Source organism: Vibrio diabolicus, from assembly GCF_011801455.1.
In the GTDB taxonomy this organism is placed as follows: Bacteria; Pseudomonadota; Gammaproteobacteria; order Enterobacterales; family Vibrionaceae; genus Vibrio; species Vibrio diabolicus.
On record NZ_CP042452.1, the window covers coordinates 1,796,503 to 1,820,943 of the forward strand.

Annotated in this window: 23 protein-coding genes; 8 read left to right on the forward strand and 15 right to left on the reverse strand. The window is 44.5% G+C overall.

Annotated features, from left to right (window positions below):
- The first annotated feature begins 155 nt into the window (after positions 1-155).
- Positions 156-851: a VC0807 family protein gene (locus FR741_RS23290; protein ID WP_046875662.1), complete on the forward strand. Its 696-nt coding sequence runs from the start codon at positions 156-158 to the stop codon at positions 849-851.
- Positions 852-924: 73 nt separating this feature from the next.
- On the opposite strand, the gene FR741_RS23295 is transcribed toward FR741_RS23290, so the two are convergent.
- Both FR741_RS23295 and FR741_RS23300 read right to left on the reverse strand, forming a co-directional pair.
- A complete protein-coding gene (locus FR741_RS23295) occupies positions 925-1,917 on the reverse strand; it encodes a zinc-dependent alcohol dehydrogenase family protein (protein ID WP_167427834.1) in 993 nt (330 codons plus the stop codon).
- An 88-nt stretch (positions 1,918-2,005) separates the two neighbouring features.
- Positions 2,006-2,821: an AraC family transcriptional regulator gene (locus FR741_RS23300; protein ID WP_167427877.1), complete on the reverse strand. Its 816-nt coding sequence runs from the start codon at positions 2,819-2,821 to the stop codon at positions 2,006-2,008.
- A gap of 111 nt (positions 2,822-2,932) precedes the next feature.
- Between FR741_RS23300 and FR741_RS23305 the strand changes: the two genes are divergently transcribed.
- Positions 2,933-3,625 carry an MOSC domain-containing protein gene (locus tag FR741_RS23305; protein WP_167427835.1) on the forward strand — a complete coding sequence of 231 codons (693 nt, stop codon included), beginning with the start codon at positions 2,933-2,935 and terminating at the stop codon, positions 3,623-3,625.
- Between the two features lie 48 nt (positions 3,626-3,673).
- On the opposite strand, the gene FR741_RS23310 is transcribed toward FR741_RS23305, so the two are convergent.
- The 4 genes from FR741_RS23310 to FR741_RS23325 all read right to left on the reverse strand — a co-directional run bounded on the left by FR741_RS23310 (position 3,674) and on the right by FR741_RS23325 (position 5,993).
- Positions 3,674-4,174 carry a (R)-mandelonitrile lyase gene (locus FR741_RS23310; protein ID WP_167427836.1) on the reverse strand — a complete coding sequence of 167 codons (501 nt, stop codon included), beginning with the start codon at positions 4,172-4,174 and terminating at the stop codon, positions 3,674-3,676.
- A 42-nt stretch (positions 4,175-4,216) separates the two neighbouring features.
- Positions 4,217-4,933: a carboxymuconolactone decarboxylase family protein gene (locus FR741_RS23315; RefSeq protein ID WP_167427837.1), complete on the reverse strand. Its 717-nt coding sequence runs from the start codon at positions 4,931-4,933 to the stop codon at positions 4,217-4,219.
- Between the two features lie 106 nt (positions 4,934-5,039).
- Entirely contained in the window at positions 5,040-5,393 is a 354-nt protein-coding gene (locus tag FR741_RS23320) for a cyclophilin-like fold protein (RefSeq protein ID WP_233059818.1), read from the reverse strand.
- Between the two features lie 150 nt (positions 5,394-5,543).
- Positions 5,544-5,993, reverse strand: a complete 450-nt coding sequence (locus FR741_RS23325; protein WP_174856115.1) for a cupin domain-containing protein — start codon at positions 5,991-5,993, stop codon at positions 5,544-5,546.
- Positions 5,994-6,429: 436 nt separating this feature from the next.
- On the opposite strand from FR741_RS23325, the gene FR741_RS23330 reads away from it, so the two are divergent.
- On the forward strand, positions 6,430-7,353 hold the full coding sequence (locus tag FR741_RS23330; protein ID WP_167427838.1) for an AraC family transcriptional regulator: 924 nt from the start codon (positions 6,430-6,432) through the stop codon (positions 7,351-7,353).
- A gap of 130 nt (positions 7,354-7,483) precedes the next feature.
- On the opposite strand, the gene FR741_RS23335 is transcribed toward FR741_RS23330, so the two are convergent.
- Positions 7,484-8,485 (reverse strand): arginine deiminase-related protein, encoded by a 1,002-nt coding sequence (locus tag FR741_RS23335; RefSeq protein WP_085342453.1) that lies wholly within the window; start codon positions 8,483-8,485, stop codon positions 7,484-7,486.
- A 402-nt stretch (positions 8,486-8,887) separates the two neighbouring features.
- On the opposite strand from FR741_RS23335, the gene FR741_RS23340 reads away from it, so the two are divergent.
- Together FR741_RS23340 and FR741_RS23345 are read left to right on the forward strand one after the other, a co-directional pair.
- On the forward strand, positions 8,888-10,738 hold the full coding sequence (locus tag FR741_RS23340; protein ID WP_104972120.1) for an ABC transporter ATP-binding protein: 1,851 nt from the start codon (positions 8,888-8,890) through the stop codon (positions 10,736-10,738).
- A gap of 591 nt (positions 10,739-11,329) precedes the next feature.
- A complete protein-coding gene (locus FR741_RS23345) occupies positions 11,330-12,037 on the forward strand; it encodes a DUF445 domain-containing protein (RefSeq protein WP_005392172.1) in 708 nt (235 codons plus the stop codon).
- A gap of 124 nt (positions 12,038-12,161) precedes the next feature.
- Here the strand turns inward: FR741_RS23345 and FR741_RS23350 are convergent, their stop codons facing one another.
- Together FR741_RS23350 and FR741_RS23355 are read right to left on the reverse strand one after the other, a co-directional pair.
- On the reverse strand, positions 12,162-12,638 hold the full coding sequence (locus FR741_RS23350; protein ID WP_006740877.1) for an Lrp/AsnC family transcriptional regulator: 477 nt from the start codon (positions 12,636-12,638) through the stop codon (positions 12,162-12,164).
- A gap of 289 nt (positions 12,639-12,927) precedes the next feature.
- Positions 12,928-13,176, reverse strand: a complete 249-nt coding sequence (locus FR741_RS23355) for a hypothetical protein (protein ID WP_012842405.1) — start codon at positions 13,174-13,176, stop codon at positions 12,928-12,930.
- Positions 13,177-13,560: 384 nt separating this feature from the next.
- On the opposite strand from FR741_RS23355, the gene FR741_RS23360 reads away from it, so the two are divergent.
- Positions 13,561-14,115, forward strand: coding sequence for a GNAT family N-acetyltransferase (locus FR741_RS23360; protein ID WP_167427839.1), 555 nt, complete (start codon positions 13,561-13,563; stop codon positions 14,113-14,115).
- Positions 14,116-14,173: 58 nt separating this feature from the next.
- Here the strand turns inward: FR741_RS23360 and FR741_RS23365 are convergent, their stop codons facing one another.
- Positions 14,174-14,413: an RNA recognition motif domain-containing protein gene (locus FR741_RS23365; RefSeq protein WP_005392166.1), complete on the reverse strand. Its 240-nt coding sequence runs from the start codon at positions 14,411-14,413 to the stop codon at positions 14,174-14,176.
- A gap of 182 nt (positions 14,414-14,595) precedes the next feature.
- On the opposite strand from FR741_RS23365, the gene FR741_RS23370 reads away from it, so the two are divergent.
- A complete protein-coding gene (locus tag FR741_RS23370) occupies positions 14,596-15,129 on the forward strand; it encodes a GNAT family N-acetyltransferase (RefSeq protein ID WP_167427840.1) in 534 nt (177 codons plus the stop codon).
- A gap of 124 nt (positions 15,130-15,253) precedes the next feature.
- Here the strand turns inward: FR741_RS23370 and putP are convergent, their stop codons facing one another.
- The 4 genes from putP to FR741_RS23390 all read right to left on the reverse strand — a co-directional run bounded on the left by putP (position 15,254) and on the right by FR741_RS23390 (position 21,952).
- Positions 15,254-16,747, reverse strand: a complete 1,494-nt coding sequence (gene putP / locus FR741_RS23375; protein WP_005392162.1) for a sodium/proline symporter PutP — start codon at positions 16,745-16,747, stop codon at positions 15,254-15,256.
- Positions 16,748-16,883: 136 nt separating this feature from the next.
- Entirely contained in the window at positions 16,884-17,591 is a 708-nt protein-coding gene (locus FR741_RS23380; RefSeq protein WP_006740880.1) for a 1-pyrroline-5-carboxylate dehydrogenase, read from the reverse strand.
- Between the two features lie 11 nt (positions 17,592-17,602).
- Positions 17,603-20,734 carry a bifunctional proline dehydrogenase/L-glutamate gamma-semialdehyde dehydrogenase PutA gene (gene putA / locus FR741_RS23385; protein WP_053808194.1) on the reverse strand — a complete coding sequence of 1,044 codons (3,132 nt, stop codon included), beginning with the start codon at positions 20,732-20,734 and terminating at the stop codon, positions 17,603-17,605.
- 405 nt (positions 20,735-21,139) lie between these two features.
- Complete coding sequence (locus tag FR741_RS23390; RefSeq protein WP_167427841.1) at positions 21,140-21,952, reverse strand: AraC family transcriptional regulator; 813 nt, start codon at positions 21,950-21,952, stop codon at positions 21,140-21,142.
- Between the two features lie 974 nt (positions 21,953-22,926).
- On the opposite strand from FR741_RS23390, the gene FR741_RS23395 reads away from it, so the two are divergent.
- A complete protein-coding gene (locus FR741_RS23395) occupies positions 22,927-23,646 on the forward strand; it encodes a helix-turn-helix transcriptional regulator (protein ID WP_005392144.1) in 720 nt (239 codons plus the stop codon).
- Positions 23,647-23,718: 72 nt separating this feature from the next.
- Here FR741_RS23395 and pdxH read toward each other — a convergent pair whose 3' ends face one another.
- Positions 23,719-24,354 (reverse strand): pyridoxamine 5'-phosphate oxidase, encoded by a 636-nt coding sequence (gene pdxH / locus FR741_RS23400; RefSeq protein ID WP_005392142.1) that lies wholly within the window; start codon positions 24,352-24,354, stop codon positions 23,719-23,721.
- Between the last annotated feature and the right edge of the window lie 87 nt (positions 24,355-24,441).

The following is a 24,441-nucleotide window of genomic DNA, read 5'->3' on the forward strand; positions in this document are numbered from 1 at the left end:
TAGTCAATCATGTCAACTAACTGGCTATGCTCCGGTCTATTTCATAAGTCGTTACACAACTCGGCGCTTTAACGCTTTACATCAAGCGCGACTAGATGAACACTTCTCGTCAAAGTACAATAACAGCCGACATAGAGTAGAGTCAGTAAAACATTATGAGTAACACAACGGCGAAAAAGCCGAATCCCCTATTCGAGATTCTTTTTAACGTATTCATCCCTTCCTTTATCTTGATGAAGTTTAGCGGCGATGAACACCTAGGAACAGCAATGGCGCTGGTTGTCGCTTTGCTATTTCCTATCATTTACGGCGGTATGGACCTTGTCCGGAACAAGAAATTTAACTTTATTTCTGCACTTGGCTTTATCAGTGTTTTATTAACTGGCGGCATTGGCTTGTTAGAGCTCGATACACGTTGGTTAGCCTTGAAAGAAGCCCTGATCCCTGGCCTGATCGGTTTAGCGGTTTTGGGCTCAACGTTTACCCGCTACCCACTGATGCAGAAGTTAGTATTGAATGACACGGTATTGAATTTATCGCTGATTAATGAACGCTTGAAAGAGAACGGTCAATCAGAGGCATTTGAACGTTGTCTAATGTCATCAAACTATCTGTTTGCGAGTACTTTTGCGTTCTCATCCGCGATGAACTACTTCCTTGCGACTTGGATCGTGACCAGTCCTTCGGGCACGGCTGCCTTTAATGAAGAGTTGGGTAAGATGACGCTTTACAGCTACCCGATGATTGCAATTCCAAGCATGTTAATGATGTTCGGTATTTTTTATTACATTTGGCGTCAAGTACGTACGATGACATCGCTCGAAACAGAACAAATTTTCCATCTAAAATAGTCCCATCATTACAAATAACCCATCAAAAAAGGGAGGATTTTATCCTCCCTTTTCTCAACAGACTCACTGTAATTCATAGCGTCAAAATGATTTTTCCTGACACCGCCGATGAGCGTTGCTCAACCATTTCAATCGCAGTTTGAAAATCCTCTAGCGGCAGTTCAGACGCTACACTTAACTTTATATCGTTGGCAATAAAGTGGTCTAACATTTCAGCGAATACCGCTTTTCTCCCGCCTTTACCTACCGACTCTTCCCAATACCGTAAAAAGAAGGTGCTAAAGTCGATGTTGTTGGTCTTCATCGATTCAAAAAACGCCGACGTATAAGGCGCCAACGACAACGTTCCGTAGTTGATGTATTGACCGTTTTCTTTCAAGGTACGAATGAGAACCGTGCCAGCCTCACCACCTATCGCATCCAAAGCGACCGTTGGTTGTGGCAGTTTGCGCGTTTGCAGTTGCGCGTGTAAGTCTTGCTTCGCGTCCAATACTGGAATCGTATCGTACGGATACTCGTCTGGCTTTGAAGTGACAGCAATCAGTGTAAAACCCAGGGAGTGGGCGAGCTGGGCAAATATCTTACCGATCGCCGAACCCGCCGCATTGATGATCACCACATCCTCTTTGTTCAACTTAGCCACTTTAGTGGTGATCACCCACGCGGTTAACGCGTTGATGTACAACTGGCAGGCATAGCCGTTATCCAAACTCTCAGGTAGCGGAAAAAGATTCTCAGGCGAAGCATCTATGTAGTATTGCCAAGTACCACTCATCGCCACCAACACTTTTTGCCCAACTTGAAGGTCAGTGTGACCGACTGCACTGACTTCCACCACACGCCCAACCGCTTCAAATCCCGGCACGCGAGGTGGTACGTGAACGCGACGGTATTGCCCAACACCATGAATGGAAAGCAAGTCACTTGGGTTAATATTGGTGGCTTCCAGTCGCACCCGAACCTTGCCCTGAGCAAGCGGTTTGAGGGGCTCTTTTTCCAACGACAGCGACGTTTTTGGCTGACCAAAGCAGAATTGGTTCACTCGAGTATTTATCGTTGGTGCCATTGTTATTCATACCATGTAATTGAAATTCAAAAAGGAAGTTTCGCGACTTCTTCTCAAACGCATTGAGTTAAGTCGAAACTCTGTATTTCTACCTGCGCGATGCGCCGTTCACTCTAAACTGTTGTGGCGTCATATCAAAATAGGCTTTAAATGCTTTGATGTAGGATGAGTCGTTTTGATAACCCACTAGGTCTGCAATGGCTTGGATTGGCAACGTTTCATCTAACAAAGAAAGCGAGTAAATCAGCCGAATTTGTTGCCGCCAAAGCAGAAATGAAGTGTTGAATTCCTTGGCAAACAACCGTGATAAAGTGCGCTCAGACGCCCCAATTTTCTCCCCCCACTCTTTTAGCGAACAGCTCAACGCGGGCTCGTCAGTCAGTTGCTCGAAAATCAGTTTTAGTCGTCTGTCTTGTGGCAGCAACAACTGAAATGTCTGCACGTTGCTTTTCAAAATTTGATCATGCAACACCGCCAGCAAATGCAGCACTTCTTCGTGGCTTGTCTCACCTTCACACTGTCTACGGATCTCTTGTAAAAGCTCATTTAAAAACGGCGTTAAAGCAATGGTTCTCACTTGTGGCTCGTACGTCGCACCAAACTCAGGGTTGAGGTAAATGCCAACAAATATCGTGTTGCTTAGAGCAATCGACTCGTGTTGAACACCCGCAGGAACAAATAACGCAGAAGTGTGCGGAACCAAATGCTGATAATGCTCCGTTTGCGTTTGCAATAACCCTTTGATAGGAAAGATGATTTGATGCCAAGTGTGTTGATGCAGCGCATCAATGTAACCTTTTGGCATGTCGATGGTTTTCACCAAAACAGGGGAATGGGGATTCGCAGCCATCATCTCATTGGAGGTGACGACGCCTGACTTCGAATCAATTTGGCGAGTTAGCATTGTTAGTTGTCTTTTCATCCCTATTCCGACACAAGTTCACTAGGCTATCATGCTCCGCATCGCGAATGAAGGTTAACACTTTATCTCTCATTCAAATAATAAGGAGGTTACATGAAGAAAATCGGCGTCGTAAAAGCTGTGCTAGCAGGGAAAACCGTCCCTTATGCTCATGGAGCGCAAAGCGCAATCAACAAACAAGTGTTGCCCGAGCGCCAGCACGCAACAGAGCTTGGTTTTACCAGCGATGAGCAAGGCGATCCACGCTTTCATGGTGGAATTCAAAAAGCGCTTCATATTTACCCAAGCGAGCACTACCCAATCTGGCAACAAGAATTAGGCGAAAGAACAATTTTCCAATCCACCGGAGGCTTTGGCGAAAACATCAGCTCCGAAGGCGTCACCGAATCCACGATTTGCTTGAAAGATAAAATTCACATTGGCTCAACACTACTGGAAGTGTCGCAAGGTCGCATGCCTTGTTGGAAACTTAACGTACGCTTTGACCAACACGACATGGCGAGAAGACTGCAAGATACGCTTCGAACAGGCTGGTATTTCCGAGTGTTGGAAGAAGGCGATATCGGTGCAGGTGACGAGATTATTCTGTGCGAAAGACCTTATCCAGAATGGCCACTGGCTCGCATCATGGGTGCGGTTTTCACTGGCTGTTTAGATAGAAAAGAACTCACTAAGCTGTCTGAACTGCCGTTAGTCGAGTCTTGGGGCAAGTTAGTCGAGCGCCGCCTAGAAACTGGCGAAGTCGAGGATTGGGAAATGCGCTTGGTTGGCCCAACAAGACAATAAAAAACGCAGAGTAAAACCTCTGCGCTCGCTATAAAAACGTGGGCTTTGTTATTGCTGTCCTGCTGCATACTGACCATCGGTAACTTGCTCTTTCCAGATAACGTTTTCACCGTCTTTTGACGCCGTAACCACTAGGTGAGTCATTGGCGCATTTGGTGTTGCACCGTGCCAATGGTCGATACCAGGAGGACACCAAACACTATCACCAGCAGCAAATCGAATTACATGCCCATCACGCGTTCCTGTAAGTGCGGTACCAGAAGTGACGATCATGTGTTGTCCTGCTGGGTGAGTATGCCAAGCGGTTCGAGCTCCTGCATCAAAAGTGACATAGGCGGCGCTGTAGTTTGCAACTTCGTTTTCAGGAAACAACATCTCGACGTTAACTTTCCCGGTAAATAGGTTTTCAGGTCCTTGAAACGATTTCTGATCAGCAGAGCGATAAACTTGCTGCGAAGATGAGTTACCATCGGCTGCTTGAGCGATTGGAAGCATAAATCCCGTCGACAACAGCACAGACCAAATAAACAATGATGATTTATTTTTCATAAACGAATTCCTTTCTAATTGATATGATTGGCCAAATAATATTTATTTTTCCAAAACTGTTTTTAGGACCGATTGAGCATTGTTAGACACACTTTCACCACAGCACTCACTTAATACAACAATAAATTCCTCTAACTCTTGAATAGAAACATTGTTATTCATACTGATATTATAGTGAGCTGCTAATTGGCTATTAACACCGTTCATATTTGCTAATGCTGCAATCGTAGCAATTTCACGCTCTTTCCAAGTGAGCACATCGCGTTCAAAAATATCACCAAACAAATGTGCTTTTAGGTATTCATCAATTTGCGGAGAAAAATCGAATAGCGCGCCTTTTACTTCTGCACCAACAAGTTGTGTTTGGTTTTCAGCGCCAAATTCTAAGCTGGTTTTATCGTTAGGTAACGCGCTTGATTCTCGCCCTAAGGTATCAGTAATACCTTGGCTTTTACGTTCCTCCAACACCGTCATAAATGTTGCTAGTCCATTCAAACTGCGCGGAAATCCAGCATACGCGTACAACTGAGCCAGCACTTCTTTTATCTCGTTGACCGTTAGGCCTGCGTCTAACCCATCATTAAGGCTTTGTGTTAGTTTTTCTATTTCACCACTCGCAGTAAAAGCAGAAATAGGAATAATAGCTCGCTCTTTATCACTGAATATTTCTGATGCTGAAGCGATATTCGTTGTGCATAGCGTTGTCATAGTGAGCACCAATATTAATATTGATTTAACAAATTTGTTTAATTCTTTCATATCAAGATTCCATTATGTAACGATGTTCTAATCCATAGAAGTTCTAGAAATATATTTATTAGCGTTCTGATTTCTACATTAATAATTCACATTGTTAACTGGGTTATTAATTTACTTTTTCGATCGTGACACGGTTTGTTTCTTTCGAAATAAAGCAATGAATCCCATCATCGACTTGACCTAATTTAATTAACCCAGACGCGTAACCAAAGTCTTTATAAAAGATAACTAAATTTCCCCAAGGGGCGTAATAAGAGATGTCACCCGCTTTTGATTGAGTTCCAGAAGGTGCGCCTTCGCGAGTTAACTTGTTCGGTAAGTAAGCAATTTTCTCTGTATTTGCGTAGTCTTGTAGATCTAATGTAAGAGGCAATTGACGAACAAAATCGTCTGTACTCGCACTGCTCTTCAATGTGCCTAAAACACTGCAATCATCGAAAATAAAACGAATTTTCACCATATTTTCCTCCAATCCAGCGCTATTAACTTCTGCGTTTACAATGCAGGGGAACATCCAGGCACTACTCACCAAAACGCATCTCACCCACTGATTGAAACGGTACGCTTGTCTCATCGAGATTCCCTTTTCTCACTGAAAACTTAGCTCGGGCTACTTTAGTTGCATGTACTCTTGATCAGAGACTGGTTCGCACCATTCATTACTTGCGCCTTCAGCCGGTATTTCTATTGCTACATGTGAGAACCAACTGTCTTTAGCTGCGCCATGCCAATGCTTAGTACCTGGCGCGATATGCACGACATCGCCAACATTCAACTCTTTTGCTGGTTGGCCAAATTCTTGATACCAACCTCGCCCTCCTGTCGCTAACAGAATCTGCCCACCTTCATGATGAATATGCCAAAAATTGCGACACCCTGGTTCAAACGTTACATTCGCCACGATAAGACCAGGCTGATTGAGCAACGCCAGATAACTCGTACCGGTAAAGTAATCCGCATACGCTTCATTCTTTTCACCAAACTCGAAAATGCCTCGACCTTGAAATACACCGGCTTGCAGTACGTCAGGGGTTTGAGTATTGCTTTTGTTATTCATCATGACTCCAAATAGTGTTCTTGAGTGCTTACAACTCACTAAACCATGGGTTCACTGTATTGCGCTTTGATAGATGACCGTTAGCCTATTCATTGCTAATACTTGCCCAATATTCCAAACCAATACAAAAGACAACCATACTTGAGACCGGTTAGAAAAAACGGAATAAAAACTCATCTATACATAAGTAGTTGACTATTAAATAATAAAATTCATGACAGACAATTAACCCACTCAAAAACCAACCAGAAAGATCACTCTCTGATCGCTTAACCTCGAAATAGACACTTGCCCAATATTCTTTACTTAAAGAAATGAACTGTTATAACTATGCTTAATGAAGTCGCTTAATTGACTCCAAAGAGGCGTTAACTACAAAGGCAGAAATCGCATGCCGTTAACACCGAACCTGAGGCCAACCAGAGGAGAGCACTGATTTATGCAAGAGGTACCGTCAAACACTTCGTCAACCCTGGCCAGTGCAATAGAAAAGCTTGCCAAGCACATTGAGAAATGGGCAAATGGCTCGAACCAATATGACACAGAAATTCCAGGATTAAGGTTCAGTCGTTGGGCAACCCCAACACCACCGACAAGCTACACCCACAACCCAAGTATTTGCTTAATTGCTCAAGGGAGAAAGCGCGTGTTGTTGGGTGAAGATAGCTTTGTTTACGATGCGAACCACTTTTTAATCTCCTCTGTCGACTTGCCGATTATCGCCAATATCATTGAAGCCAGTGAAGATAAACCTTATTTAGGGGTGATTATGGAGCTGGATCTGACTGAAATATCTCAACTTATTGTCGATAGTGAGCTGACGTTTAATCAAAGCAAAGAAGCACAAAAAGGCATAGCGGTTGGAGAGTTGTCGGAGCCATTACTTGACGCCTTTCTGCGTTTAATAGAGCTGCTGGATGAAGGACAAAGCATCAAAATTTTAGCGCCGATCATTAAACGAGAGATTTTTTATCGACTGTTAATTACCGAACAGGGCGCTCGTCTTAATCAAATCGTGACTGCAGGAAGTCACAGCCATCAAATCGCGAAGGCCATTGATTGGTTGAAGAATAATTTCGTAAAGCCGTTAAGTGTCAGTGAGTTAGCCGCCTACAGTGGCATGAGTAAATCGGCGTTTTATACCCACTTTCGTTCTATGACATCTATGACGCCACTGCAATTTCAAAAGAAATTAAGACTCAGCGAAGCTCGGCGTTTAATGCTGACAGAAAACCTCGATGCCATGGCGACTACGTTTAAAGTGGGTTACGAAAGCCCTTCTCAATTTAGCCGTGAATACAGCCGTTTATTTGGTGCGCCACCATCCAAAGACATCAAGTCTTTGCGCGAGAGTATGGGTTAAGCTCGGAATATCCTAGGAAGAAGCTAGAAAGTGAAACCGTCAGCCTCGTACTGCCTCGAGGCTAACGGTTTTATTATTTGGGAGAGAATGAACGTCACCTGCATTTGCAAGCAAAACTGCGCAATATTGTTTATAACACCGCTTGTCGACTAGGCAAAAATACCTCACCCAACATACAGCGAACCGAGCCACCACCAATAGATTCTATGGTAGAAACATCGAATGGCAGCAATTTACCGTGCGTCGCAAGTTGATTTCTTTGTGCAGGAGAGAAAGCATCGTATGCCGATTGCGACATCGCAATGACTTTGTCTCCATTGATGGTTTCCAACTGAAGAATGTTGCCGCAGAAGTGGTTCATTTGCTCAATCGAAATAGAGATCACTTGCTTATCTTTGGCGAGTGATTTCATCACAAAACGACGCTCAAATTCTGGGATCACTTCGTCACAAATCACGCAGAACTGCTCACCCACAGCCATCATCACGTTGGTATGGTAAATAGGCGCACCAGACGGCAAACGGGTTTGGAAAGAGATCACTCGTTCATAGCCAATACGATCGGCGTAATCTTCTAAAACCAGACGATCACAACGTTGTGAAAGTGCGGCATAGACCGTTTTATTTAAGTGGTCAAAGACCATCACACCCGTGCTTTCTAAATACGCTTGCTCATCAAGATATTCAGTTAGGCTGCTACGTCGATGAACTTCTCGCCCAGCTTGCGCTAGTGCCGCCACAAGCGCATCGGGACGCACTTCTTTTTGACGGTTTTCACAGGCCATTGGAAAGGTGTACAACGTGCCATCTGGCGTAGTGCTAAACCAGTTGTTTGGAAATACCGCATCTGGCGTCGCAACATCAGAAGCTGGATAATCAAACTCAACAACTTGAACGCCCTCTTGACGCAGCGTAGCTACCATACTCGCGAACTCGGCCATCACTCTACGCGAGACTTCTTCTTGGCTGAGTGACACTTTATGTTGGAACTCATTATCTTGTGCGGTTTCTTCATTAAAACGAAACTCTTTCGGTGGCACCATCACTACGCAGTTTGCGGTTTGGCGCTGAGCACTTTGCGTGCTTTCTTCTTTCCCATTAGCAAATTGGGTCACTGATTCGTGTAATAGCATCCAATACATTCCTTATCACTAGAATGAGGAGATTGTAAATTTATTGTTAACTTCAGTTTTGCTGTTTTCACAATTAATTTAATTATCTAGAAGTAATTTTCACTGCACTTAGCTTATTCCTCCCGAATTTTTATTGTCACTATGCAGGTTTAAGGTTTTATGGCATCGCGATAAACATGCGAAGAATTCATCATAAGAATCAGAACCATAGACAACCACACCCATAACCAACTAGTTACATTTAAAACACAATCGGTTAGACTATTTTTTCGCCCCTCTCGTCAATCCGTCTGCTTTCTCGAGAGCAGCCAAAAACTCTTATACACGCGGCTTCGTCCAAAGCAACGTGAATCGATGGATTTAGCCACCCCAAATGGCACTGTTTTAACTTTAGGATGAGTTATGTTTAAACGATTTGAAGGCTTTACAGAGCCGTTCCCCAAATCCACACCAGATCAGCCTCCTTCAGGGATGCTCGCTTTTTTACGTTATTACACCCGCGGCTACGAAAAGCCTTTGATCATCATGTCTTTGATGGCCACGATTGTTGCTGTCGTTGAAGTTATGTTGTTTGGCGCGATGGGACAATTGGTTGATTGGTTGTCCACCAGCAATCCAGAAACGTTCTTGCAAGACAATAAAGCAGATTTAATTTTCTACGGAACCTTATTGTTGGTTGTCATGCCCATTTTGGTGATCGTGTATTCGTTGCTCGTTCACCAAACATTATTGGGCAACTATCCAATGTCTATCCGCTGGCTTGCACACCGGTATTTGCTCAATCAAAGCTTAAACTTCTATCAAGATGATTTTGCAGGCCGAGTTGCAACTAAAGTCATGCAAACCTCATTAGCTGTGCGCGAAACCGTCATGAAAGCTATGGATGTATTTGTTTATGTTACGGTTTACTTCACCAGTATGATCATTATGTTAGCGACGGCAGACTGGCGTTTGATGATCCCAATGATCGTCTGGCTGCTCGCTTACATCGCTATTCAAATCTATTTCGTTCCTAAGCTCAAAGACGTCGCTTCAGCGCAGGCCGATGCTCGTTCGACAATGACAGGACGCATCGTCGACAGCTATACCAATATTCAGACGGTCAAACTGTTTTCTCATAGCCAGCGCGAAACCCAATATGCTGAGCAAGGGATGAAGGGATTTTTGAATACGGTCTATCGTCAAATGCGCCTAGTGACCGGCTTTGACGTTGCTGTAGAGATCTCAAACTATATTTTGGTGTTTTCCGTTGCTGCTTTATCGATTTACCTGTGGTTGGATAGTGCCATCAGCGTTGGCGCGATTGCGATTGCTGTTAGCCTTGCATTACGCGTAAATGGTATGTCGATGTGGATCATGTGGGAAGTTGGCGCCCTCTTTGAAAATATGGGAACCGTAGTCGATGGAATGAAAACGCTCTCTAAGCCAATTGATATTAAAGATAAACCAGACGCAAAAGACTTAGTTGTCACTGAAGGTGGCATTCACTTTGATAACGTCAGCTTCCATTACGGTGAGAACAAAGGCGTGATTAGCCACCTCGATCTCAACATCAAACCAGGAGAGAAAGTCGGCTTGGTTGGGCGCTCCGGCGCCGGAAAATCGACTTTGGTGAACTTGTTACTTCGTTTCCACGATGTCGAAGACGGCAGCATTAAGATCGATGGACAGAACATCTCTGAAGTCACACAAGACTCTTTGCGTTCAAAGATCGGTATGGTGACCCAAGATACTTCTCTGCTACACCGCTCGATTCGCGACAATATTTTGTATGGCAACCCAGATGCGACAGAAGAAGATTTGCTGAAAGCCACTAAGCAAGCGCATGCCCATGAGTTTATTGAAACTCTGACCGACCCATTTGGTAATGTCGGATACGATGCGCAAGTTGGTGAACGTGGTGTGAAACTGTCTGGCGGCCAACGTCAGCGTATCGCAATATCTCGTGTGCTACTCAAAGATGCACCATTGCTGGTACTGGATGAAGCTACATCGGCTCTGGATTCAGAAGTCGAAGCAGCGATTCAGGAAAGCTTGAATGAATTAATGCAAGGAAAAACCGTTATTGCGATTGCGCACCGATTGTCGACCATCGCACAAATGGATCGCCTCATCGTGCTAGATAAAGGCAGTATTGTTGAACAAGGTTCTCACCAAGAGCTCATCGCGAACAACGGTATTTATGCCCAGCTTTGGGCCCATCAAACTGGCGGATTTATCGCTGAAGAGTTAGAAAATCAACACGTTTCTTAATTAGCGAGAAACCCAATAAAAACGGCGCATGAAGCGCCGTTTTTCATTTTTATTGATAACCCTATACTCATATAGCCATTATAGTTTCTCATATATGAAACATCCTCCATGATAAAGCTCACATTTTTTCTGCTAATATACCGCCTCGTTGCGTATCCATTGCAATGAACACAATACAGAGTTTTGAGCCGTCTTCATTTGTCATTTCACTTTTTGAGAAACAGCTATACTCAATAGATGGCTTAGTTATTAGATTAACAATAAGGTAATTAGCTTATGTGTAAATGTGGTTCAATGCAGATCGTACAACTCAAACCAAGTTGGGCTGACAAGCTATTCGGCTACTCAGAAAGATGGAAATGCCAACTTTGTTGTAAGATCTACCGCATCTAAAATTAAAAATAGAATCTTAGTTTTTCTAAGAAAAAGCAGTGGCCCGACAGTAATTGTCGGGTTTTGTTTTTCTGTACATCCATTTTTATCCCTTCGCAACACGGTCACTCATCACGGCAAAACCTAGCATCTCAATGTGACTTAGGTATAGAATCAGGCCCACTTATTTATTCCGATATTCACATATAACTGGTCACTATGAACAAAAGTTTGCTAACGAATGTCCTCGCTATCGCTTTGATGGCTGGAGGTCATCAATTACAAAACGACTACCTTTGGTATGCGGGGCTGTTTGCGTTCTCAGGCGCCATCACTAACTGGCTTGCCATCCACATGCTGTTTGAAAAAGTGCCTGGATTATACGGTTCTGGCGTGATCCCCGCGCGATTTGAAGAGTTTAAACTGGCTATCAAAAACTTGATGATGGAGCAGTTCTTTACCGAAGCGAACATCGATCGATTCTTGAACAAAGAAATGGCGGGCGGTGTAAACATCGATCTTCAACCTGTGATTGAGAAAGTGGATTTAAACCCAGCGTTTGACTCTTTGGTAGAAGTGATCGAAGGCTCTCAATTTGGCGGCATGCTAGCGATGTTTGGCGGCGCGGAGGCATTACAACCTATGCGGCAGCCTTTCGTCGAAAAGATGCAAGAATCCATTATTGAGTTGAGCAAGAGCGATAACATCAAAGAAGCACTGAAAGAGCAGTTCGAGTCTCCTGCTATGATGGATGAGATAAAGCAGAACATTGAAGGCATCATTGATCAGCGCTTGAGCGAATTAACACCCGCACTGGTCAAAGAAATGGTGCAAAAAATGATTAAAGAACACCTTGGCTGGCTAGTCGTTTGGGGCGGTGTTTTTGGCGGTTTAATTGGTGTTATCAGCACCTTCATCGGCGCATAGTCGCTCACCGATTTATCAAAAAGGAGCTTCGGCTCCTTTTTTGATCTTGAAAAAGTAATACGCCAAGTCACGCTAAATAATATGCTCAACGCATAAGCGCTGCAGTCATAGACATCAGCCTCGCCTAACCAAGGAGCTCCGGGTTCACGCCAAATCCTGTTTTATGTTCTTCAATTACCACTTCACTACGAGTCTGGATTACGCCCGGAAGCGTGCCTAACTTACTCGACATAAACTCCTGATACGCTTTCATACTCTTAACACGAACCTTTATCATGGTATCGAAGTCCCCAGAGAGCGAATAACACTCTTCAATTTCCGGCATCAATTCGACGGCTTTCGCAAACTTTTCAAAAATGGAAAAACTGGTTTGGTCTAAGCGAATATGGATGAATACTTGCACATCCAACCCTAATTTTTCCGCATTCAGCTCCGCATGGTAGCCATTGATATACCCCTCTTTTTCTAGCCGCTTCACGCGGTCAGAACACGGCGAGGTCGTTAAGTTGATCTGCTTTGCGAGTTCAACAACTGGAATTCTGCCTCTTGAATGAAGCACTCTCAAAATGTGTAAATCAATCCGGTCCAATTGGTAACTCATTAACCACATCCTTGTAACCACTCAGGAAGCATCACATTAATCGTTGCTTAAACAATTGCAAACCATCAAATGCACAGCATGTGAAATTCAGCAGAGAATAATTAGAAATAACTAAGGAAGGAAAGGGCTGCGATTACTGCCGCTCTCTCCATAACCGAGTATGAAGAACAAAAGTAATCTAGCGGCTCCCGTAGAGTCGCAAATTTGAAAGCGTGTGATACGCCTTTATAGATCTGGCGTGCGGGACAAGCCGCCCTGTTTAGCTATTAATCATAGCTATCGCTCTGAATTAGAGAGCTGCCGACGTATGCCTGGTAGGATGAGGAATCACTTCTCCAATTGCACGATGATTACAGCATCGGCAGTAGTATTGTGGTTCCATCTCGTAGTAGTGTTCACCTGATACAAATTTCGCCATCAGCTGTGTAAAACTCACCACTTTACCTGTCAACGAATCAACGGGCTGTGGCTCGCAACGCTTCATGATCACTTTATGTTGCGTTGATTTTCTACAAGCTGCGCAATATATATCCGGCATTTCTCTTCTCCCTGTTTTTCAGTACTACTGACAATTGACATATTTTGTTCAAAATAATTCCACAATAAAAAAGCCCCTTTAATTTTTTGTGTCCTATCTTCAAAAAATTGGACGAAAGTATCAAAAAATTGAGACATTGGTCAGACCTCAACTTTTGTACCATTATTATGAACAAACGCGCTTATGTGTGTAATAATACGACACATCACACATAAGCAATTGTTGCTACTCGCTATTTCAATCTGCAATGAACAGTTCTATGGCGTTTTAAATATGGCTTTCACTCACATTTTCTATTCAGGCATTACTTGGTTGTTTAAACACGCCTGATTTACAGTGTGAATCTGCAATTTCCACAATACTGACTCATCTCAAGGACGCACGATGACGCTTCAACCAACGCTCACTACAGAAAGGCTTATTCTTCGCCCATTTCATCCGACAGACAGCGCAACAGTCGCACGACTCGCAGGAGACAAGAGCATTGCTGATATGACCGCAAACATTCCTCATCCCTATGAAGAGCCGATGGCACAAGTTTGGATTAAGAGCCATGTTGGCGTATATCACCAACGTAGTGGGGTCATATATGCTATTACTCTACGTCAAAACGATGCGTTAATTGGTGCTGTTAGTTTGCTAAACATTTCTAAGGGAGTCGGCACATTAGGGTATTGGCTTGGCGTCGATTACTGGGGTAATGGGTTTGCTAAAGAAGCGTCAATGGCTTTAATTCAATTTGCCAGACCACATTTTGAGTTATCGGGCCTAAAAGCGATGCACTTGGTCGAAAACAGACAATCCCAATCAGTCATTCAAAAGTTGGGCATGACGTATATCGACAATCACATCATCAAAATGCAGGGAAAAGAACGAGAAGTCTGCGTATACCAGCAAATATTTTCGCCTCAAGTAACCGTAGCAACCTCTCAAAATTAAGGCACTAAAAAACCAGCCTCTCAGCTGGTTTTATCTTTCACCTTGAAAGGCAAAAATACTAGTCTTGTGCGACTTTCACACGAATCTTGCTCTTGTGTACTGAAGACAGGTTTAGTGCCTCCAACGCCGCAACGGCTTCGGCTTCATCCGGCATGATCACAAAACCAAACCCTTTTGATAAACCCGTTTCTTGATCAAGCACGACGGTGCAAAGCTCAACTTTGCCGTAGTTTGAGAACAGAGTACGGATGTCTTGCTCTGTCGTCTCACGAGCTAAGTTTCTTACTAGAAGTTTCATATTAAACCATTTTATGTTTATAACGCCTCAATTCTCTCAGCTTCTCCCTTACAAACCAAGTGAATAATGTTCTTGCGAAGGCTAGATGTCTCTAAGTGTTTCTGTTTAAATGATTTTTAGTGATAACGCTCTGAATCCTGCATTACGAGACGATTGGAGTATAAAAGCCTAGGAGATTCGACATGGAAACCAAACGTTTAAAGCTCATCCCAGCTTGCTTGGAACGTGCAGAAGAAGCACATCAGGCCGTTGTTCGTAGCCAAAAAACGCTTGAAGTTTACCTGCCATGGGTACCTCACGTGCTCACTTTAGAAGCGATGATTGCAGGGACAGAGAAAGCCATCGCAAACTTTGAAAACTTCGAAGAAGAGTTGCGCTACTACCTAATCGACAAGAAAAGCGATCGTTTACTCGGCGCCATTGGGTTAATGATCCATGATCAAGAGATACCGGCATTTGAGATTGGCTATTGGCTTGATGATCGCGCGGTAGGCTACGGTTATATCTCTGAGGCGGTAGCGGCGATTGAAAACTATGCATTCGAAGCGTTGGACGCGAAAAGAATCGCGATTTTAGCCGATGCGAATAACCGCAAAAGTCGTGCGGTTGCTGAGCGCTGTGGGTATGAGTTTGAAGGTGAGCTACGCAATGCTCGGCGTGCGTCTTCTGGCGAGCTGAGTAACACCGTCATTTACGCCAAAGTTCGTCGTGACTAACACACTCACAAAGAATAAAGCGACGTGAAAATCTGGCCTCAAGCAATCACCATTAACGTTTATTAAGTTCAGATAAAACAAAGCCCGCTGTATAAGCGGGCTTTGTGTTCGTAAAAGGAAGTAATTAGTCTAGTTCAACTAGTTTCTTCTCGTACGATTGATGTTGGTCTAATACGTCTTGCGCTGCACCACCTGTCGCTTTGCTGATAACAACGATAGCAAGCGTAGAGAAGATGATGCCCGGTACGATTTCGTACACATCAAACCAACCGCCAGTTAGCTGCTTCCAAACTACGATAGTGATACCACCAACAAGGATACCTGCTAGTGCGCCGTTACGGTTCATACCGCTCCAGTAAAGGCTAAGTACAACCGCAGGACCAAATGCAGCACCGAAGCCAGCCCAAGCGTAAGAAACAAGACCAAGTACTGAACTATCTGGTGTCATTGCTAGGAATAGCGCAACAAGCGAAATCACGATAACGCCGATACGGCCAATCATTACGATTTCTTCAGAAGAGGCTTCTGGCTTGAATACTTGCTTGTAGAAATCTTCTGCAAGCGCTGAAGATGAAACAAGAAGCTGTGAGTCTGCTGTACTCATTACCGCCGCTAGGATTGCTGCTAACAACATACCCGCAACGACAGGGTGGAATACTGCGTTAACCAATAACATGAAGATCTTCTCGCCATCTTCTAGTTGAGTGCCCGGATGACCCGTAACCCAAACCAGACCAACAAGACCAACAAGCATTGCACCAACCATAGATAGTGCAGTCCAAATCACAGCGATACGACGTGCAGTCGTTAGATCTTTGTTTGAACGAGACGCTTTAAAACGCGCTAGGATGTGTGGCTGACCAAAGTAACCAAGACCCCATGCCGCTAAAGAGATGATAGCAATCGCAGACAGTGGTTCGCCTTTGGCGTCATTCCATAGCGTTGCAAGTTCTGGGTTGATGTCATGCAGATCAGAAGTTAGCTGACCTAGACCACCGTCCATTACTGCAACAGGAACAATCATTAGCGCAGCGGCCATTAGCAGACCTTGCACTAAGTCAGTCCAAGATACCGCAAGGAAACCACCGAATAGTGTGTAAGAAACGACACACACCGTACCGATAATAACAGCGTAGGTGTAATCTAGACCGAATACCGTCTCAAACAGTTTGCCCCCTGCGACCAAACCTGAGCTGGTGTAGAAAAGGAAAAATAGAAGAATGAAAAACGCAGAGATTGTCTGGATCAGTTTCGACTTATCGTTGAAGCGACGTGACAGGAACTCTGGCAACGTTAACGCGTCAGTTTGGATACTGTAGGTACGTAGGCGTTTTGCACTGATGAGCCAGTTTGCCCATGTACCAAGAAGTAGACCGCCGGCTAACCAGAAGGCCTCGATACCCGCAGCGTACGCATAGCCAGGCAAGCCTAGCAGCAACCAACCACTCATGTCTGAAGCACCTGCAGATAATGCAGCAGGCCACGGACCTAGGCTACGGCCACCTAGGAAGTAATCAGATGAATTGGAAGTCCTCTTATACGCGTAAACGCCAATAGCAACCATAATCAGTAAATACGCCACAAAAGTGGACGTGATAGCAAAGCTATTTTCTATCATTAGATAGTCCTCGTTATAATTATTTCCTTCCTTGCCTGCCCTGATATTTTACCGTCTCAGCAATACATCAGAGTATAAGAAACCAATCTGGACCGGCTCTCAGTCCAGTTACTCCAGATTGGTATCACAAGTCAGGTTAGTGAGTTTCGTTCCCCAACTCGAGTAGAGTCGCGTTACCACCCACCGCGGTAATATTTATCGTTCGAGTGCGCTCGGTAATGAAGCGCAACGAGAGATGAGGATCATGAGCCAATTTCGGTGACTCTAAATCCGTTTCAGAAACTAAGCCGACGATTGCACCGTCACGCTTAGCTAGTTGAAGATTGAGCGCATGCTCAACCTGTGAACGCCCAACATAACCCACACTACGTACATCGCTCTCAAGCAACGGGGCAGACGCATCGTACGCAACAACCTGGACTAAGTTAGATGGGAAGTTTGCCAACGCTACAGCTTGCTTAACCAGTTGGTTTAGCTCTGCATTGTCACTGCAAACGACCACGCTGTTGCCTGCAATTAAGGCACAGGTGATCATTGCAAAAGCACTGTATAACGCATTATCAGCAGGCTCGATGTTGTTTTCACAAATCACCAAAGCCACACCGCGTCCTGCGGCATACAGTTCGTTAGTTTCCCCTGTAGGGCCAACTAACTGGTGAGTTTCTGCAAGAAGAGTTGATGCTTGTTGCAAGTGGTACGAAACCACTTTGGCAACAGTAGACTGCTGCCCTTCTAATGCAGATTTAAATGCCAGAACATGCTCGCATTTGTAATCAAAATCAGTCAGATTCCACTGCTCCCACGCAGAGAATGCATCTTTAAAATAGGTGATCTGATGAACCATAATGCGACTCCTTATGCGTTTTCTGCTTGAGCAAGAAGATGTTGAGTAAAGCGGAATAGGTAGTGTGGACCACCAGCTTTCGGGCCAGTACCCGACAAGCCTTGACCACCAAACGGCTGTACACCAACCACAGCACCAACTTGGTCTCGGTTGATGTAGCAGTTACCTACTCGAGCATGTTTCTCAATCCAACGGTACGTGGTTTCGTTACGGCTATGGATACCCATCGTCAAGCCAAAACCCGTCTTGTTGATCTGCGCAACCACGTTCGGTAATTCAGACGCTTTAAAGCGAACAATGTGCAAGATTGGACCAAATTGTTCTTCTTTCAGCACATCGATGCCCGAGATTTCAAACGCACTTGGTGAGACAAAGTCACCATGCTGGCACGATTCATCCAGCTGTAGCTGAGCGACTTTAGTCTGTGTTTTGCTCATTTGCTCAAGGTGAGCAAGGAGTTTTTGTTTTGCATTGCTGTCGATAACCGGACCAACATCCGTTTTGTGTAGGTAAGGTAAACCAACATGCAGTTCATTCATCGCACCTTGAATCAGGTTGATCATACGGTCTGCTACATCTTCTTGTACAAATAGAACACGAAGGGCAGAACAACGCTGACCGGCAGATGCAAACGCCGAACGAATCACATCACGCACCACCTGCTCTGGCAATGCCGTACTGTCCACGATCATTGCGTTTTGACCACCTGTTTCCGCAATAAACGGAACCGGTTTCGCCCTGCGCTCCGCAAGCGTGACGTTAATGCGTTGCGCAGTTGCCGTTGAACCAGTGAATGCCACACCAGCAATGGCATCATGAGAAGTCAGTGCATGGCCGATCTCAGCGCCGCGACCAGTAAGTAACTGAATCACACCAGCAGGGAAACCCGCATCAAGCATTAATTCAATAGCGCGAGCGGCAATTAAGCTTGTTTGCTCAGCAGGTTTGGCAACCACTGTGTTACCCGCAATCAGTGCTGCCGTTACCTGACCAAGGAAGATAGCCAGCGGGAAGTTCCAAGGGCTAATACATACAAACACACCAAGACCTTCACGGCTAGAAATGCGTTTCACACCGTCAAAACCTTCTAGCTCAAATGGCTGTAGGTTTTGCGCTTGTTTCGCGTAATAACGACAGAAATCTACTGCTTCACGAACTTCATCAATACTATCGTGAATCGTCTTGCCCGCTTCTTTGTGACAAATCGCCACCAGCTCAGCCAGATTTTCTTCCATTAAGTCAGCAAGCTTTTCTAAACAAGCCGCTTTTTGCTCAACAGGAACGCCTTTCCAATCAGAGAAAGCGGTTTGCGCCGCATCAATTGCAGCGGAAACATGATCAAGAGTTGCAAATGCCACCTTGCCAACTTCAATTCGGCGATCGTACGGTGCGGTGATGATCTCAGCCGCATTTTCCTTGATCATGCTTTCGGCAAAACGCTCACCATTGATCATCGGGCCTGCAACCCACTGATTGTCCATGAAGCTTTCTACCTGCGCTTCAAATGGCTTCGCCTCACTGTCGATATCAATGTTGACGCCGTATGAGTTCTTACGCTCAGGGAAGATGTCGGCAGGTAATGGGATCTTGTCGTTGTGTAGCGTGTCAAAACCCGTCAACACATCAACAGGGTGATGAGTCAACTCGTAAATCGGACAACGCGCATCAACCAATCGATGTACAAAAGAGCTGTTCGCGCCATTTTCAAGCAGACGACGAACCAAGTACGGAAGAAGATCAGCATGGCTACCGACAGGAGCGTAAATACGTACTGGCTGACCATACATTTCCATAACATGGTTATACAGTGAGTCACCCATACCATGTAGACGCTGGAACTCGTACTCTTTGTGCTCAGCCATAACAGCGATTGCCGTCACCGTGTGGGCATTGTGGCTTGCAAATTGCGGGTAGATATTACCGCGAACACCTTCGCTAAGTAGGAAACGAGCACAAGCTAGGTACGCAACGTCCGTCGCTTCTTTGCGAGTGTATACCGGGTAATTAGCGTAACCCGCTTGTTGAGACCACTTGATTTCGCTGTCCCAGTACGCGCCTTTAACCAAACGCAGCGGAATAAGGTCACCCTGCTCTTTTGCGAGTGCGTTTAGCCACACCAAGACTGGTAGAGCACGTTTTGAGTAGGCTTGAATAACCAAACCAAACTTGCCCCAACCTTTCACAAGATCGCTACGGTACACTTTCTCAAATAGCTTCAGAGAAAGCTCAAGGCGATCCGCTTCTTCTGCATCGATTGTGATTGCAACGTCGACTTCAATTGCACGTTTCAATAGCTGCATTAGTGAGTCATACAACTCTGTCATTACACGTTCTTCATTTGCGACTTCGTAGCGCGGGTGTAATGCAGAAAGCTTGATGGAAATCGAAGGCGCAGGACTGGTGTCATTGCCGTAAGTCTCTCGACCTACCGCTTCGATCGCCATTAGGTAATCTTTGAAGTACTTGTTCGCGTCCGCTGTAGTTAACGCCGCCTCACCTAACATATCAAATGAGTAGGTGAAACCTTTGTCGCGCATTGGGCGACCATTCTTTTGCGCTTCTTCGATCGTACGACCACGAACAAACTGGTGACCCATGATCTTCATTGCCTGATACATGGCTTTACGAATCACAGGCTCAGAGAATTTATTTACCAGACGGTTTACAGCCTGACCAGGGCTCTGGGTGCCTTGCTCACCAAGGCCAACCACTTTACCTGTTAGCATAAGTCCCCATGTTGATGCGTTAACAAACACAGAGTCAGAGTTTTTCAGGTGAGATTTCCAGTCTGCGACGCTCAACTTATCTTTAATCAAAGAATCTGCTGTCGCGGCATCTGGGATGCGCATTAATGCTTCTGCAAGACACATCAGCAAGATACCTTCTTGAGTATCTAAGCTGTATTCCAACAATAAAGCATCAATCATCTGGATTGACTTCTTATCGGCACGAATGGCTTCGATAAGTTGGGTCGTTTGGGTAGTGATCGCCGATTTTTCATCCTCTGTCGGCGTCGCTAGTGGCAATAGTTGCTCTAGCCATTGAGACTCGTCCACCATATACAATGGCGAGATCAGTGACCACAACTTATCAAGCGGCTGCCCGATAAATTCCGGTGTCAACACGTTCGTAGCTGTAAACATGTGTGTTCCTCAATCTCACTCCTCGAAAACCGCTTCGAGGATTATCAATGGCTGGCAGTGTATTTTGAGGCCGATAAGAATACTTGTCAAAAACTACGACATTTTTGCCAAAAACTCGCTTTTATAACAAAACATCCACATAGTCACATTCAAATAGGTAATATTTTGTGTTGTAAATTTTAATTTTTTCATTGCAATCACAACAAAATGTCAAGAATATCAATAAGATTTTTGTGAAGCGTTCGTTCTAAGAGAAAATGTAGGATCAAGTGGCATATCAGTCACACCAAAGGACAGAGAATTTAACAAAACGAGAGATAGGTCACGTGAATAAAACACAAAAAACCATACATATTGCATGGTTTTATTCTGATTGCTGCTAATTTGACCTAAAAATACGCGTTGTTATCCAACTTGTTTTTTATAACGGGATGGCGAGATTCCCTGTAAGCGAGTAAAAGTATGAGTAAACGTACTCTGGCTTGAGAAACCAGTAAATTCGGCAATTTGCCCTAAAGAAAGGTGGCCTTGCTCGATTAATTCACGAGCCATATCGATACGCTTTCCGAGAACATATTGATGAGGTGTAATCCCCATCTGCTCCTTAAACAAGCAATGGAACTGACTTTCCCCAAGAAACACTCGTCCCGCTAACTGAGCCACACTGATCTTATGGCTAAGGTGCTGCTCGATGTAGCGATCAATCGCCTCCAAATCAAAGCGTGACTCTTTTCGGCTAGTCTCAAATGCCGAGATATGGCGCTGCATTAATGCAATCACGGTATCGTTGCACGCGCGACTTAACAGCAGGTCGTCCGGATGGTTTCGCATTTCCTGAACCAACATCTGTATCAGCTTCTGAATTTGACCGTCTAACTGAAAGTAGACATGGTCTCTCTCCAGATTATTGATTTTCTGCAGCATTTCAGGATCATCATTTGTCGGTTTTGGCATATTCAACACCAAAATATCCGATTGATTAATAACGCCACCGAAAGCATGATCAGAGCATGCGGTTACCACACAACCTTGGCCAGGACCGACAAAATTACCTCGTCCACGCACTTCAAATTCGGCTTGTCCTTTTAAACCAATCACGATCTGTGTGTAAGAATGATCATGGCAATCCATATAAGACGGAAGTGTGATCAGTTCTGCTGGCTTAGGCAGCATAATCTCTTGATATGGCAGGGCTTTGGGGTTATCTGAATCACTCATTTTAAACAGTCGTCTTTACACGGTCAGCTTACGTCTTGGCATCATATACCTTCCTTGTTGGGTTGCAACTTTTCCCCAACTCAATCGCACAAGATCAAAACAGCATGATCAAGTTCGTTTACATGATCATAGTTCCGGAACGATGATCATGCGAGGTTAACTTACGGTCAATGAGCAACCAATTTTATTAACAAAAACGGATAGATAGAAGCACCTTACGTATACATAACCAATAGATATAAAGATCCTTGTTACCGAACAATCCGTTATTTGGTAGAACACTGCGGTTCAAAATAGATAAATCGCCTCATAAACAGATCAAAGCCACCTCTTGAAATCAACATAGAGGGATTTCCCCCCTTACTAATATGCTTCTGATTCAATACATTAGTCCTCGAGCTTTAAGATGCATACGATCTAAAGCTCTCGGTATCTCATTGATACCTCTAACTTACTTAGCAGACCCTCGCTAGGTAATTTAGAACCTCTTCTACACGTCGACAAGATTATATCTTGTGTTGCCAGCCCGTCTTCAGGCTGGCTTTTTTTTCGCTTCTCAACAATGAAAACAATGGCATAAGCTGATATTATAGCTTTCGTCTCACTGTCCCTCTCATATGACTTAGGCGTCGTTCTCCCTCTCGATGAGTGATATGAACGCCAACTAAATTACAACTGAGTTGTAGGAAGCATGATCAAGGACGATACGAGTTGTAAGCCGAACATCAGGCGGACATCCGTGAGCGCACATATCTGTAATGAAACAGACCATTTTCCCAATTAAATTCTTCGTTCAATTTCGTTGTTGTTTATCACTGTGTGACGAAAATATCGAACACCATGAACTTAATTGGATTGAGCGCCAATCAACGAACGTGTTCTAGCAACGTGACTGCCTACTTGGCAATGTCAATATTAACAACGCAACACGGACGTCTCTGTATTGGTAAAAGCAGTATGTAGTGAGTCCTTTTGTGAATATTTCAGTCGATACCATAGAACAATCCCTCCTTAAACAGCTTCCAGGTTGTTGGGGATGCAAAGATAAAGATTCGGTATTCCGCTACGTAAATCAGGAATACGCAGAACTGTTGGGACACACGTCGCCCGAGGAGTGCGTCGGTAAAACTGATTTTGAGATGGCAAGCCCAACCACTGAATGTGCACAAGAATTTCAACGCCAAGATAAACACGTCATCGAAACTGGTGAGTCACTCAAAATTCTTGATATCCATCCTTATCCAGATGGCCGCTGGCGAGCGCATATCTTTACTAAAACACCGTGGCGAGATGACAATGGTAACATCGTAGGGACCATTTTCTACGGAAGAGAACTCACCGACACCGCCGTGATTGAAGTGGGGTATTGGGTTTGTCGTGCAATCAGCACCAACCCTAATCAGCAATCCATCTTTCGTTTCTCTGATTTACAACCAAAACCAGAGAAGCTCACATGTCGCGAGCAAGAAACGCTTTTCCTCCTGCTCTATGGCAAGAAGCCACAATTCATCTCTCAGGTCATGGGCATATCAACAAAAACCGTTGAAGGTCACGTCGCACGCTTACGTAATAAGTTTGCAGCGAACAGCAAGAACGAACTAATAGATAAAGCAATGGAAGCTGGCTACGGCTCTGTTGTACCCAAAACGCTGCTTAAGCATCAATTATCGGTAGTGTTGAATGGAGAGCGATAATTCGCGCCACTTTCTACCTACAAAAACACCGCCCAAGTGGGCGGTGTTTGTTTATTCATGAGGCAAGAGAGTTTATGGCGCTAGACGGTCAATGTCCCAACTTCCATCATGTTGGGAGAAAAGAAAGCGATCATGAAGACGGTGTTCACCACCCTGCCAAAACTCAATACTCTGTGGTTTTACGCGAAAGCCACCCCAGAAGGTTGGAACCGGTATTTCACCCTTCGCAAATTTCTGTTTTAGCTCTAAAAACTTACCCTCTAATACGCCTCGAGCAGAAATACGGCTACTTTGCTTGCTCGCGATTGCGGCTAATTGGCTCTCTTTTGGACGAGAAGTAAAGTATTTCATATTTTCTACGGCGGTGAGCTTTTCTGCCACACCAGTAATATGAACCTGGCGCTCTAACGGATGCCAAGGGAAGTGCAAACTAATATTGCTGTTATGCTCAAGCTGCTGGGCCTTGCGACTGCCTAGATTGGTGTAAAATACAAAGCCATTTTTGTCGACGTTTTTTAATAGAACAATGCGTTGAAACGGCATGCCATTTTCATCAACCGTTGCAACTGTCATCGCAGTCGGATCCGTTAAACCCGCTTCAACTGCTTGCTCTAGCCACAGATTAAATTGATCAATAGGATCAGCTTTCAAATCTTTACGACGTAGCCCACCTTTGGTGTACTCACGACGAATATCAGCAAGTTCCATCTTTACTCCTTCACTCGTTTTTGTCGATTGTGCTCCCGATACTGAGGAAATACAAGGACATCATTGTGCTTGTTATCGTTGCCGCTC

Excerpts from the sequence above, each read along its gene's own strand:
- FR741_RS23295 (WP_167427834.1), bottom strand. The coding sequence starts at position 1,917 with ATGGCACCAACGATAAATACTCGAGTGAACCAATTCTGCTTTGGTCAG.
- putA (WP_053808194.1), bottom strand. The coding sequence starts at position 20,734 with ATGTTTACAGCTACGAACGTGTTGACACCGGAATTTATCGGGCAGCCG.
- FR741_RS23380 (WP_006740880.1), bottom strand. The coding sequence starts at position 17,591 with ATGGTTCATCAGATCACCTATTTTAAAGATGCATTCTCTGCGTGGGAG.
- FR741_RS23325 (WP_174856115.1), bottom strand. The coding sequence starts at position 5,993 with ATGATGAATAACAAAAGCAATACTCAAACCCCTGACGTACTGCAAGCC.
- pdxH (WP_005392142.1), bottom strand. The coding sequence starts at position 24,354 with ATGGAACTTGCTGATATTCGTCGTGAGTACACCAAAGGTGGGCTACGT.
- FR741_RS23370 (WP_167427840.1), top strand. The coding sequence starts at position 14,596 with ATGGAAACCAAACGTTTAAAGCTCATCCCAGCTTGCTTGGAACGTGCA.
- FR741_RS23300 (WP_167427877.1), bottom strand. The coding sequence starts at position 2,821 with ATGCTAACTCGCCAAATTGATTCGAAGTCAGGCGTCGTCACCTCCAAT.
- FR741_RS23320 (WP_233059818.1), bottom strand. The coding sequence starts at position 5,393 with ATGGTGAAAATTCGTTTTATTTTCGATGATTGCAGTGTTTTAGGCACA.
- FR741_RS23290 (WP_046875662.1), top strand. The coding sequence starts at position 156 with ATGAGTAACACAACGGCGAAAAAGCCGAATCCCCTATTCGAGATTCTT.
- FR741_RS23340 (WP_104972120.1), top strand. The coding sequence starts at position 8,888 with ATGTTTAAACGATTTGAAGGCTTTACAGAGCCGTTCCCCAAATCCACA.
- FR741_RS23330 (WP_167427838.1), top strand. The coding sequence starts at position 6,430 with ATGCAAGAGGTACCGTCAAACACTTCGTCAACCCTGGCCAGTGCAATA.
- FR741_RS23315 (WP_167427837.1), bottom strand. The coding sequence starts at position 4,933 with ATGAAAGAATTAAACAAATTTGTTAAATCAATATTAATATTGGTGCTC.
- FR741_RS23360 (WP_167427839.1), top strand. The coding sequence starts at position 13,561 with ATGACGCTTCAACCAACGCTCACTACAGAAAGGCTTATTCTTCGCCCA.
- FR741_RS23335 (WP_085342453.1), bottom strand. The coding sequence starts at position 8,485 with ATGCTATTACACGAATCAGTGACCCAATTTGCTAATGGGAAAGAAGAA.
- FR741_RS23365 (WP_005392166.1), bottom strand. The coding sequence starts at position 14,413 with ATGAAACTTCTAGTAAGAAACTTAGCTCGTGAGACGACAGAGCAAGAC.
- putP (WP_005392162.1), bottom strand. The coding sequence starts at position 16,747 with ATGATAGAAAATAGCTTTGCTATCACGTCCACTTTTGTGGCGTATTTA.
- FR741_RS23355 (WP_012842405.1), bottom strand. The coding sequence starts at position 13,176 with ATGCCGGATATATATTGCGCAGCTTGTAGAAAATCAACGCAACATAAA.
- FR741_RS23390 (WP_167427841.1), bottom strand. The coding sequence starts at position 21,952 with ATGAGTGATTCAGATAACCCCAAAGCCCTGCCATATCAAGAGATTATG.
- FR741_RS23310 (WP_167427836.1), bottom strand. The coding sequence starts at position 4,174 with ATGAAAAATAAATCATCATTGTTTATTTGGTCTGTGCTGTTGTCGACG.
- FR741_RS23305 (WP_167427835.1), top strand. The coding sequence starts at position 2,933 with ATGAAGAAAATCGGCGTCGTAAAAGCTGTGCTAGCAGGGAAAACCGTC.
- FR741_RS23345 (WP_005392172.1), top strand. The coding sequence starts at position 11,330 with ATGAACAAAAGTTTGCTAACGAATGTCCTCGCTATCGCTTTGATGGCT.
- FR741_RS23350 (WP_006740877.1), bottom strand. The coding sequence starts at position 12,638 with ATGAGTTACCAATTGGACCGGATTGATTTACACATTTTGAGAGTGCTT.